This window comes from Vibrio makurazakiensis (genome assembly GCF_050337375.1).
Classification (GTDB): domain Bacteria; phylum Pseudomonadota; class Gammaproteobacteria; order Enterobacterales; family Vibrionaceae; genus Vibrio; species Vibrio makurazakiensis.
The window spans coordinates 1-12,661 of record NZ_JAKJSW010000126.1; the positions used below are offsets into that span (position 1 = coordinate 1).

Annotated in this window: 9 protein-coding genes and 1 pseudogene; 5 read left to right on the plus strand and 5 right to left on the minus strand. The window is 42.8% G+C overall.

All coding sequences use genetic code 11. The features are described from left to right. Positions 1-178: 178 nt before the first annotated feature. Positions 179-931: a hypothetical protein gene (locus L4C33_RS14145; RefSeq protein ID WP_428813070.1), complete on the plus strand. Its 753-nt coding sequence runs from the start codon at positions 179-181 to the stop codon at positions 929-931. A gap of 88 nt (positions 932-1,019) precedes the next feature. Beyond that, positions 1,020-1,604: pseudogene (locus L4C33_RS14150) on the plus strand (hypothetical protein); the annotation flags it as partial. Positions 1,605-1,675: 71 nt separating this feature from the next. On the opposite strand, the gene L4C33_RS14155 reads toward L4C33_RS14150, so the two are convergent. The 3 genes from L4C33_RS14155 to L4C33_RS14165 form a co-directional block, all read right to left on the minus strand. Beyond that, positions 1,676-2,170 carry an outer membrane beta-barrel protein gene (locus L4C33_RS14155; RefSeq protein ID WP_428813071.1) on the minus strand — a complete coding sequence of 165 codons (495 nt, stop codon included), beginning with the start codon at positions 2,168-2,170 and terminating at the stop codon, positions 1,676-1,678. Positions 2,171-2,266: 96 nt separating this feature from the next. Next, positions 2,267-6,214 carry an ATP-dependent RNA helicase HrpA gene (gene hrpA, locus L4C33_RS14160; RefSeq protein ID WP_428813072.1) on the minus strand — a complete coding sequence of 1,316 codons (3,948 nt, stop codon included), beginning with the start codon at positions 6,212-6,214 and terminating at the stop codon, positions 2,267-2,269. A gap of 136 nt (positions 6,215-6,350) precedes the next feature. Next, positions 6,351-7,655 carry a MipA/OmpV family protein gene (locus L4C33_RS14165; RefSeq protein ID WP_428813073.1) on the minus strand — a complete coding sequence of 435 codons (1,305 nt, stop codon included), beginning with the start codon at positions 7,653-7,655 and terminating at the stop codon, positions 6,351-6,353. A gap of 61 nt (positions 7,656-7,716) precedes the next feature. Here L4C33_RS14165 and L4C33_RS14170 point away from each other — a divergent pair, with 61 nt between their 5' ends. From L4C33_RS14170 to L4C33_RS14180, 3 genes are all read left to right on the plus strand, one after another. Beyond that, on the plus strand, positions 7,717-8,151 hold the full coding sequence (locus tag L4C33_RS14170) for a VC1380 family protein (protein ID WP_428813074.1): 435 nt from the start codon (positions 7,717-7,719) through the stop codon (positions 8,149-8,151). Between the two features lie 8 nt (positions 8,152-8,159). Then, on the plus strand, positions 8,160-10,148 hold the full coding sequence (locus L4C33_RS14175; RefSeq protein WP_428813075.1) for an alkaline phosphatase D family protein: 1,989 nt from the start codon (positions 8,160-8,162) through the stop codon (positions 10,146-10,148). 125 nt (positions 10,149-10,273) lie between these two features. Next, positions 10,274-10,732 (plus strand): tellurite resistance TerB family protein, encoded by a 459-nt coding sequence (locus tag L4C33_RS14180; RefSeq protein ID WP_428813076.1) that lies wholly within the window; start codon positions 10,274-10,276, stop codon positions 10,730-10,732. Between the two features lie 164 nt (positions 10,733-10,896). Here the strand turns inward: L4C33_RS14180 and L4C33_RS14185 are convergent, their stop codons facing one another. Then, a complete protein-coding gene (locus L4C33_RS14185) occupies positions 10,897-11,427 on the minus strand; it encodes a 3'-5' exonuclease (protein ID WP_428813077.1) in 531 nt (176 codons plus the stop codon). Between the two features lie 87 nt (positions 11,428-11,514). After that, positions 11,515-12,661: sensor domain-containing diguanylate cyclase (locus L4C33_RS14190; protein WP_428813078.1), on the minus strand; the 1,147-nt coding region annotated here is incomplete at its 5' end.

Sequence of the window (12,661 nt, forward strand, 5' to 3'; positions counted from 1 at the left end):
GTTATAGAGCAAACCTTATCAGTAGCGCAAAAACAACCACCAAAATATCAATAGTAAATACAGTTCAATAATGGCTAATATTTGTGTCACTAAGTCCGTTTTAGATTAAGTTGCTATAAATTCCCGGTGCTGTGGCATACAATGGGATCACTAGTTGTAACTTTTCAAGAGCATCATTTTGAGCGCTAAATTTACCTACCTTACATGGAAAATTAACACGAGCAGCCCTGCCGAAAAGTTGGTCATGTTACTGCTTGCGGACAATGCGGATGAAGAAGGCTATGCATCACTGAATTTGAACAGTGCTTCAGCCCTTACTTCCCTTTCTATTTATGGGTTGGCTGATTGCTTAAAAACGTTAGTAGATAACGGTTTTTTAGACAAAATTAAAGTCGAGCAGCGCAACAWACAAGAAATACATATTTTCAAAATGCTCCTCGAACAAGAACAAGCCGTTCAGAGCAATAGTATTCCTGTTTTTTCTACTGCACCTGCACCTGCACCTGCACCTGCACCGACATTTCAACCCGCTCCGATGCAAACATCAACTGCGCCGATAAGGCCTCAACAACGTCAGGCCATGACTAGCAACACAGTTTCTACTCATGATTTAGATGAAGAAAACATTCCAAGTTGGGCTGAACGTGCCTTTAAGTTTTCAGGGTTGGCAGGAGAGCACAACCTGGTGTGGAAAAAATTTGTATTATGGTACAAAGCGAAAGCCAACGAGCTGATGCCAATATCACGCATCGAATCTAAATTGCAGTACTGGCTAATTAACGAGAAACAGAATGAAAGACAACAACAGAAAACCTCTCAATATTCAGGAAATGCAGGACAAGCTCAAGGAAATGGGTATCGACAGAAGCTTAGCCCATCTGAACGCTTCAGACAGCAGCTCATCCAAAAAGGCAAAAAGCCAACCTTCTGAGCCAGCACCTAATCAGCTAACAACAAAGCCAGTAACGACAACACCTGGTGCGGTTGTTCAAACACAGACAGAGTCAGTGCAAGCTGCAATGCCTGTCGTAAACCAAGACCCTGCAGATCTAGAACTTACCGATTGGTGCATTCACGTTTTCGGTTCATTTTTAAGTGTCTATGAAACGCAATGGGAGTATCAGTATGGTAGTGAGCCAAGCGGAAAGTTTATAGAGTTTGCCAATACCGTAGACTCTGACGGTCTTAACCGTGTGCTCATGCACTGTCACGAACGAATTCAACTTGGTAATAGCTGGCCACCACAAATGGGCGAGCTATGGATACTAAAAGACGCACTTACGGCTGAAGAACTACTGGATAGTCGAATTCGTGTATTGTCGCGCGCAGCCGCAAATAATATAGAGAAGTGGCTAATTCAGAATAAACTTTACGACTTAAAACGTGTCGCTGAAAACAAACTCGATGGTTTGTTTAAGAAGTACTATTTAGAAGCGAGACGCTTAGATGAAAAAGGCATGCTAAACACAGAGTTGCCTCAACATCTACTCGCACAACATTCAGTTAAGAATATGAATGACCTAGCTCGCGAAGAGTTTGAAGCGAAGCACGGTAAAGCGTTGAACCCACGTATTCAGAAGATTTTGAACGCGAAGAAAAGTTAATCTAGTTTTATATCTAGACAAAAAAACGCCAGCATAATTGCTGGCGTTTTTATTTGAAACAGAAAGCTGAACTATAGAAGATGGATTGTCGCGTTTAGCGTAAATACGCCCGCGTTATCATCTTTCATTTTAAAGTTCTGGTAGCTCGCACCTACAGATAGAGGACCCATAATGAAGTACTCAGCACCAACACCGTACATGATATCTACTTCGTCTTGAGAAAAGCTAGATCCTTTCAGCTCGTAAGAGTGAAGGCCGCCTTTCGCGTAAACATGAAGTGGACCAAAATCGATGCTTGGTTTAGCTGCAAAGTAAACTGAAGTTGCGTCAAGGTTTGAGTACGTGTTGTTACCATACTTAACATTGTTGAAAGAACCTAGATCCCAGTAGCCAGCTTCAAGGCCGATAAATGGAAGAATACCTGTACCAACGTGAACACCTACTGCATTTTCACTTTCATCACCAATAGATGATTGACCAGCAGTAACGCCACCGTATAACCAAGAGTCAGCAGCAGCAGTTGTCGATGCACCAATAAGAGCAAGTGCCAATAATGTCTTTTTCATAATAACCTTCTTTATCCCTATCAGCTGTCTGCGGTAATGTTTTGCCTTAGACAGCCAGTAATTTGTCATTTTTCTAGAAAGAAGCAAAGTTCATGCCTAACATGCATCAATCGCAATTTTAACGCGTTTGTCTGATACAGGGTATGGCGTTCCTAATTGTTGTGCGAAGAAGCTTACACGAAGCTCTTCAATCATCCAACGCACTTCTTTTACATTTTCTGGCACGGCTATGCCTTTTGGTATTTTATTTAGTAACTCTTTGTAATCGTTGGTCACCGAATCAACTTTAATCATGTGCAAGCGGTCTTTGTTCGGGTCGATGGGTAACTTCTCCATTCGACGTTCAATCGCCTTCATGTAGCGCAAGATATCTGGAAGACGTTTCCAACCACACTCTGTCGCAAAGCCTTTAAAAATCAGACTTTCGATTTGTGCTTTAATATCAGAAAGAGCAAACGCCATAGAAAGATCAACACGCCCTTTTAGCTTCTTGTTGATGTTAAACGCAGTCGTTAAGATGGTTTCAACTTGCTTAGCAATATCGACCACTGCATCACCGAGCTCAGCTCGAACGTGTTCTTTAAGCGCTTCAAACTCAGCAGGTTCCCAAACTAAACCGCCCTTTTCTTCAATCAACTTATCTATACCGCAAGCGATACAGTCGTCAATTAGATCAAGTACATTGCCGTAAGAGTTGAAGTACAAGCCTAATTTAGATTTGTTCGGTAAGTTCGAATGCAAATATTTAATTGGCGAAGGCACGTTCAATAGAATCAAGCGGCGTTGACCCGCTTTCATCGCAGAGATCTGTTCTTGCTCAGTTTCGAACAGTTTGATCTCTACACTGTCTTTAGTATCAACCAGCGCTGGGAAGGCTTTAACATCGTAGCCTCCACGTTTCTGTTGGTAGACTTTTGGTAACTCACCAAAGCTCCACGTATGCAGATTTTGCTGTTCAATATCATCGTCGGCAACTTTAGACAGCGTTTCCTGAACCTTATCTTTCAAGCTTTCTTTAAGCTCGTACAAGTCTTTGTTTTCTTTAAGCTTACGCTTACGGTGATCAACCGCTCTGAAAGTAACCTTCAAATGCTCTGGGATCTGATCTAACTTCCAGTCTTCACGTAGAACTTCAACACCTGTCATTCGACGAAGCTCTTTTTCTAACGAATCCAGCAATGGTGCTTCTAATGGCGTAACACGCGACAAGAATGCATCTGCATAATTGGGCGCAGGCACAAAGTTACGGCGTAGCGTTTTTGGAAGCGACTTTATTAGGCTCACGACAAGTTCATGGCGTAAACCCGGGATCTGCCAATCAAAACCGGCTTGCTCAATCTGATTAAGAATAGGCAGAGGAATATGAACCGTCACACCATCATCGTCGTCGCCTGGTTCAAATTGGTAGCTAAGTTTTAGCTTCATACCATCTTGATGCCAGAAATTCGGGTAATCTAAATCAGTAACGTGGCTAGCATCACCTCTGAATAGCATCGACTTTTCAAAGTTAAGCAGTTCAGCGTTTTCTTTGCTTGCCTTCTTCCACCAAGTATCGAAATGGCGCCCAGAAACAACTTCTTCGCCCACACGTTGGTCATAAAAATCAAACAGCTCATCATCATCAATCAGAATGTCACGACGACGTGACTTATGTTCTAGCTCTTCGACTTCTTGTAAAAGTTTACGGTTCTGTTTAAAGAAGGCATGTTTGGTATCCCACTCACCTTCTACAAGCGCGCTTCTAACAAAGATTTCACGGCAAACCGTCGAATCAATAGTGCTGTAGTTTACTAGACGCTTAGGAACAATCGGGATCCCGTAAAGCATCACTTTTTCGTGAGCCATTACCGCAGCTTGTTTCTTCGACCAATGCGGTTCACTGTAGCTGCGTTTAATCAGGTGCTTAGCTAATGGTTCAATCCACTCAGGTTGGATCTTGGCGATGATTCGTCCCCATAGCTTCGACGTTTCCACCAGCTCAGCAGACATAATCCACTTAGGCTGCTTTTTGAATAAGCCGGAGCCTGGGAATATGTGGAAGCGAGCATTTCGTGCGCCTTGGTACTCGTTTTTCTCTTGGTCTTTCATACCAACGTGTGAAAGCAAACCTGACAACAAGGAAATATGAATACCATCAGAACTACCCGGTTCTGTATTCAATTTCGTGTCCATYTCACGCATCGCTTGATGGATTTGGAAATAGACATCTTGCCACTCACGTACTCGCAAGTAGTTTAGGTAATCTTGCTTACATTGCTTGCGGAATTGGTTACTTGAAAGTGCCTTTTGCTGCTCTTTAATGTAATTCCACAAGTTTACGAACGTCATAAAATCCGAGTCTTTATCAAAGAATCGTTTATGTTTGTCGTCAGAAGATTGCTGTTTCTCAGATGGACGTTCACGTGGGTCTTGAATCGATAGTGCTGATGCAATAACCATGACCTCATGCAAACATGCATTACGTGGTGCTTCAATCACCATACGAGCTAAACGAGGATCTATCGGAAGCTTCGCTAACTGACGACCAATAGCAGTGAGCTTCTTCTTCGAATCTCCGTCGCGACCAGCATTTTTTTTGTCGRTTGCTATCGCACCGAGTTCTTCAAGTAGTCTCACACCATCTTGGATGTTGCGCTTATCTGGTGCTTCAACAAATGGGAATGCTTGAATATCACCAAGGCCAAGTGCAGTCATCTGTAAGATTACCGATGCTAGATTGGTACGTAGAATTTCTGGATCTGTAAATTCAGCACGTGACTCAAAGTCTTCTTCTGAATACAAACGGATACAGATACCTTCAGCAACACGGCCACAACGACCTTTACGCTGATTCGCACTCGCTTGAGAAATCGGTTCAATTGGCAGTCGCTGTACTTTAGTTCGGTAGCTATAACGACTGATACGAGCTGTACCAGGGTCAATAACATAACGAATACCAGGCACTGTCAAAGAGGTTTCCGCAACGTTGGTCGCAAGTACAATGCGTCGGCCTGTGTGCGACTGGAAGATACGGTTTTGCTCTCCCGCCGACAGTCGAGCATAAAGCGGGACGATTTCAGTATCACGTAGGTTTCTTTTGCCTAGCGCATCAGCGGTATCACGGATTTCTCGTTCACCGTTCATGAAGATTAGGATATCCCCTACCCCTTCATCACATAGCTCGTCTACAGCTTCAAATATGCCTTCCATTTGATCGCGGTCGGCATCGCTAGCTTCATCACCACCTAAAGGGCGGTAACGTGTATCTACTGGGTAAGTACGGCCAGATACTTCAATGATTGGCGCATCGCTAAAGTGTTTCGAAAAACGCTCAGGGTCGATGGTCGCTGAAGTAATAATGACCTTCAAATCAGGGCGACGAGGAAGAAGTTCCTTCAAGTAACCCATGATGAAGTCAATATTCAAGCTACGTTCGTGAGCTTCATCGATAATGATGGTGTCGTATTGATTCAAGAAACGATCGTGTTGGATCTCCGCCAGTAGAATACCGTCGGTCATCAATTTGATTTGAGTGTTGTCTGAAATCTGGTCGTTAAATCGTACTTTATAACCAACAAACTCTCCGAGCTTACTTTCCATCTCTTCGGCAATTCGGTTAGCCACTGAGCGAGCAGCTAATCGTCTTGGTTGCGTGTGACCAATCAGTCCAAAGCGCCCACGGCCAAGTTCAGAACAAATCTTAGGAAGCTGCGTGGTTTTACCTGAACCCGTCTCACCCGCTACGATGACAACTTGGTTTTCTTCAATGGCTTTCGCAATGTCATCGCGCTTTTGGCTGACAGGAAGAATTTCAGGATATTCGATAGTAGGTTTATGAGATAAACGCTCGGTAGCGGTCATCATTGATTTGGCGATATCTAACGCGATTTCATCAAAAACAGCATGCTTAGATTGTTCATTTTTAATCTTATTAGCACCAGCAATGCGTTTACTTAAACGAAAACGGTCGCGCATCATACACTCATTCAGTGCTTTACGAAGTGATGCGGCATTATTATTTGAAGCAGACGGAGAGTTCGCTGCTTTTTCTGGGGACGAAGTCAAAGCGTGTCCTATTCTTTCTCTTACAAAAACTGGCGTAAGTGTATCACAAGTGCCGCTTCGTCCTAATGACTCGTAGAAAATAAAAAAGCCTGAAAGCACAACGCTTTCAGGCTTATTAAAGCATCTTTTACAAGCTCTAGAACTCGTATTGTAAGTAAATACTGTTGTAGTTACTGCCACCTTTGATACGACCAAACTGGGACGCGTTTTCAAAAATAGCAGAACGATGGTGAATGGAGTAACCTAGCCACATGTTCTCAAGGTCTTTTTTACCAATGAGATCGCCGATATTTACATCAAGAGAAAAATCCAAATAGTTCAGTAAATGGCTCGGTGTATAGCCTTTTTCTTTCATCTCTTTCCCTTCAATGTAAGTGATAGAGTCGATATACGACATACCTTCAGCTACACCAAAGCGCCATTGAGTTGGCCAATCAAACGTATAGAACGCTTTAATCGCAACGATATATTCCGTGCTACTTGATTGCACCTCAGACTGCCAGTGATGCGCAATACCCGGTGTTAAGTAGATATCTAATGGGAAGCCAAAAACTTCATCTGTCAACGGATGTCCGTWGAAGAACGACGTCATTTGGTTATTAAATTCGTCTTTCTCGCTGTTAAATTTCATGATGTCGCCGATATTTGACGGCGTAGCCCAGCCATGAGCAACACGCAAATACGGTTTGTTACTTAGCTGAGATTTAGGGGCTTTAGTTTTGTCTTGGAAGAAACCAAAGCCAACGAAAAATTCGCCTTGGTATCGGTCTTCAACAACACTGCTATTGTAAGCATTGTCGTCAAGACGAGTGACACTTGTTGAACCCAATAAGTACAAATTAGAATAGACATGGTAACGAGCTTCAACGCCGACGTTAATGTCTATTGCCCCACCAATTTGTTCATTCGTGTAGTCAGAGAATGCGTAGTAATAACTATTAAAGTCCGCTTCTTTATATCTCAGCGTCATACTTGGCGACAGTTCCCAATCACCAAACTCATAGTGGCCGCGAGCTCTTAAATTACTATGGAAACGAAAATCAGGGTCAGCCATTAACTCAGTTTCAATCGCCCAGTTTTCATCGATGGTGTATGTTAATTGCCCACCAAAATCTGCGGTATCACCTTCAATTTCATTCTGTTCAATTGCCGGAATATCGATAAAGCGCATTCGTGCTATTGCGTTGAACTGCCAATCACTATCTTCAGAGTTATAAAGGTACGCGCCCCCCTCTGTGCCTCGAATGAAAACTGAATCGTTTTCAAAGAACATCATAGGAACAAAAGAGCTTACGGTTTGATCACCACCATCAGTATCGAATGGGATGCTAGCCGTACGATACATAGCCGCTATACCCCAATCCTGCTCTTCAGCAATAGCACTCGTACTAGGCAAAACCGCGCTAGCAAACAACACAGATGATAAAAATTTAATCTTCATTTGGGTTCAATTACTCTCATTAACCGATATTACATCACTGATTCGACAGTTATTGCTCAATTTGAGCGAACAAGCCTTAGGTTTACAAGCTTTTCGCCGTTACAATAAAGGATATTGCCAGATATATGAAATAATTGTGAAAGTATCAGAATTTAAAAGTCTTTTGAATAGCTTACCAGATGATCGCGACCCTGAACTCGTTATGGGCGAAGAGTGGCTGCCTGAAAGGTTAGTAAACGCCGATTTAAACGGTGATCTACTTTTTCTAGAATTTGATAACGCACCAGAAGAAGGCCAGGGTGACGAAGAAGGCCGAGGTTTTGTTGAACATGAAATCACGATGATTCGACACAAATTGGAACAGATTATCGAAGGACAAAACGATACCAAGACCAAAGCTGATGCTATGCTTGCTATTTTTCTTATGGGTCATGAACTTTCTAGCTCGGAAGTTATCGAAATTCTTGAAGACCCAAATTCTAATAACGACGAATAGGAATCCCATTGCGCCACACGTCCCTTTCTCAATCAACTTTGCCTTTTTTGCTTGCAGGGCCAATCTTACGAAAAACAACCACAAACGAAATTAACGTTTGGATAGTCACAAGCAAGCCTTTCACTGGTTGCATGAGCCTGTACGCCGAAGATAAGACCCTAGACAGTGCAGCAAAAGTTGGTATTCAAAGTTTGCAGGTTGGAACACATGCATGGGTCAGCCTAATTTCAGCCGAAGGTACATTCCCTAAGGATACCTCACTGGAATATTCGCTTGCTCAAGAGGGAGAAGGCGATTTAGCACAATGGGCACCACACCTTTTTTACAACGATAATCAGCGAGTCAGCTTTCGCATTTCAGCCAAAGCTGATTATATTCTGCATGGCTCTTGTCGAAACCCGCACCATTCCAGCAAAGACAGTCTTGTCGCCGCTGATGACAAAGTATCTAACCAAGAGCTTTTCGATCGTCCTGATTTATTGATGATGAGCGGGGACCAAATTTACGCCGACCACGTAGCAGGGCCAACTCTCGACGCTATTGATCAGGTCATTGAGTTACTTGGGCTAGCGAGTGAATCATTCCCTATCGACTCTCATAACAGCCAAGACGAAAGCGCAAACAACAATCTACAATCTGTAATCCGCAATAGCGATGAATTGTATAAGTCTGAGCTGAACTTTTACCACAGGGATAAGATCCTTCCTCATTATGTTAAGTCAGACTCACTGATAGATAAGTTATTTCCAAAACGTAGGCTCCCTATTTTCAGCTCAACCGAGAGCGAGAACCACTTAATTACGTTGTCTGAATTTATCGCAATGTATCTGTTGGTTTGGTCACCGACCCTATGGGCTTTGGTCAATACAGAAAGGCTACGTGATAAAGGGTTCACACATTCAGGCAACACATTATCGCCTGCTATCCAGCAATTATGGCGTGATGAAAAAGAGCATATCGATGCATTTGTCGCGGGATTACCTCAAGTTCAGCGTCTGATGGCACACATCCCTACCTACATGATTTTTGATGACCATGATGTAACGGATGATTGGAACCTTACGGTCGGCTGGGAACAAGCCGCTAACCAGAACCCTTTTGCTTCACAGGTGATAGGTAATGGTTTATACGCATACTGGCTTTGCCAAGGCTGGGGAAATGAGCCCGAAAACTTCTCTTCGGAGTTTTTAGATCATGCTCGTTCCATCTTTGAAACCAAACCCGATAACAATGGTACTCAAACACTCGCCATAGACCTTGCTAAACAGACTGACTGTCTACGCAACTTAAACAACTTTGAAAAATGGCACTACACCATTCACAGCAGCCCAAAAGTTGTTGTGTTAGACACCAGAACAAGACGTTGGCGCTCTGAGTCACGCATGAACAAACCTTCAGGGCTAATGGATTGGGAAGCTCTCATTGAGTTTCAACACGAGTTGATCGACCAAGATAAAGTCATCATTGTCTCTGCAGCCCCGATGTTTGGCGTTAAGTTCATTGAGACCCTTCAGAAATCAATGACAACGCTAGGTCAGCCCCTAGTGATCGATGCTGAAAACTGGATGGCTCACCCGGGCAGTGCGAATACTCTCATCAGTATTTTCACACACACCAAAACACCTACGAACTTTGTCATTTTGTCAGGTGATGTTCACTACTCTTTCGCATACGACATCAAGCTACGTTATCGAAAAAATAGCCCTAATATTTATCAGATCACATGCAGCGGTATCAAAAATCAATTTCCTGCACCGCTGCTTAAGTTTTGTGACATCAGTGACAGGTTGTTATACAGCCCTCACTCACCATTGAACTGGTTTACTAAACGTAAACGACTAAAAATCGAAAAGCGTAGTCCAGATAATCAACGCTTTTACCGCCTTGTTAACCAAAGTGCGATAGGAGAATTGCGGTTAGACGAAGCGGGTAAACCAGAAGTAATTTCTATCCTAACGGGTAAGGGTGACATCGTGCATTTTCCTGAGCACGATTAGCGGATGGAACCGATAGGTTCAATGTAAAGTTTCAGTAAAGTGGGTTGTCAAATTAGGCTCTCGCCCTAATAGTTAAACTTATACCTTGGATTCACGTATTGAGTGCCTACACACTGGAGCTACACATGTTTAATTCAATTACTTCTCTTTTCAAAGAGCTTATCGACGGTAAAGATCTTGGGCGCGCGCAAGCTGTCTCACCAAACCTTGCCATTGCGTGCCTACTGTGTGAAGTCGCAGGTGCAGATAACGAAATTAACGCACAAGAAAAAGAAGCGAAGCTACACTTAGTTGAAAAACTGCTCAGTTTGGATGAAGACAGTGCGCAACAACTTTTAGAAAAAGCAGAGCAACATGTGGCGCAGTCTGCGTCACTGTACGACTTTACCTCTCAGTTACGAGAACTCTCTCATGACGTGAGAATTCAGTTAATTGAAGGGATGTGGGAAGTGGCACATGCTGATGGTGAGATAGACCCACTTGAGGATTCTGTGATTCGTAAAGCCGCCGACTTATTGTATGTAAACCACAGTGACTTTATTAAAGCGAAGCTTAACGCAATAGACAAAAAGCTAAACAGCTAAACAGCTAAACAGCTAAACAGCTAAACAGCTAAACAGCTAAACAGCTAAACAGCTAAACAGCTAAACAGCTAAACAGCTAAACAGATTGGAAATTAAAAAGCCCACCTTAATACGAATTAAGGTGGGCTTTTTATTGCAAACAATTGGTATTTACGGCTGAACACCTAAAGCATTGTTAGTGCGAGTTTTGCCAAATTATACGCATCAACGTAACCTGAATGCTGGCGGCCTTCCCACTCAATATCTTTTGCTTCTTGCGCAGCTCGGTGCCCTATTCGTTTGTCCTTAAGTCGGTTTTGAACTCGATATAAAGTCGCAAGATTTAAGAATTCGCTAAAAGGTGGTTCAATTCCTTTATCTATACACTCTTTATGTAAGATTAAGTCGTCACGTCCCCATGCTGCATAGATCTTTTTAGGGCCACCGAAGTTTTTGATCATCGATTTAATCACCGACTCCAATGGACGCCCTTGCTTCTCAATCTTACGAGGCGTAATACCCGTTAACTCTGCACAAAATAAAGAGACTTCATCTGTTTCAGGCTTTACGTAATATTGAGCACGCTTAACAATTTTACCCGAAGCTAGATCGATTTCAGCTAGCCCTACCTCGATAATTTCGCCAGTCGTTCCTACACCATTTTCATTCCAACAGCACATTTCTAAATCGAAACATACCACTCGATTGTGATTCATACGTTGCCTTGTCGCTCTTAAATTGYTTTGTTTAAATTGTACCTGAGCCAAACCAATAACTCGACTCTTGAACGTTTAAGTGCTCAATTACACTCCAATTGAAACGCTATTACGACCATTAATCTTACTTTTATAAAGAAGACTGTCGGCTTTTTTCAATAACTCTTCTGATGTTTCCCCTGCATAGATAGCTCCACCTATACTCAAAGTACAAGACACTTGCACCCCATCGTGATTTAAAGGGGTATTCGCAACATCCGCACAAATCTCGGTTAAGTACCTTCGAAGGCTTTCACTATCTGTTTCCGTTGATAACATACAAAACTCATCGCCGCCTAAACGGAACAAACTATCTTCTGGGCGCAGGCGTCCATGAACAATGTTCGCAACGTGCTTGAGCATGCCATCACCGACCGGATGACCGAACTGGTCGTTAACTGACTTGAACTTATCAATATCAAAACCGACCAAGCTTAGCCCTTCTTTATGCTCTATCCATTGTGGTAGTTGAACATTAAACGCTCGGCGGTTATACAGTTCAGTCAAGCTATCGTGCTCGACAAGGAAGCGTAACTCTTCGGTTCGTTCCTCTAACATGGTCGACAAACGCTGTTTCTCGCGCGTTTGTAAGCTCACGATATAAGACAGCATCAACGAGAATGTTATACCACMGAAAGCTACCCCAATTAATACCAGTTTGTTATCTCTTGTCAGTGGTTGAATCACTTTGAAATCTAGATTCCAACTACGATTATGCAATTCAATCGTTCTGCTTATCTGAGGGCCTTTGGCATCATCGAAGCCAACGCTTTCAAAATACACTGGGTCATCTTCAGCATCAAATCCTAAGTCCGTCACTTTCACTAAAAGCGCTTTCTCACCTGCTGTTTTAGCGATTAGATTTTCAAAATAATAGGTTGTTCGCACGACTCCAATCACAATACCGAGCAGCTCTTTTTCACTGGCGTCAAACACAGGGTGATAAACCAACATGCCCGTTTTTTCGGTCGATTTGTTATAGCCATCTTGGAGTAAACGTACTTTATCGGATAAGTTTGCTTGGTGAGTTTCTAAAATATTATCAACAACCAAATCAAAACGTTTTCTAGACGAGTAAAAGCCCAGCAATCCAATATTTTCAGGTGTTCTAGGATAGATATCCGATGCTACRAATATCGGTTTGTCTCCCATGATGTAACCTTTAGTAACAGGCCCGTCTTTAGGGACAGTATGT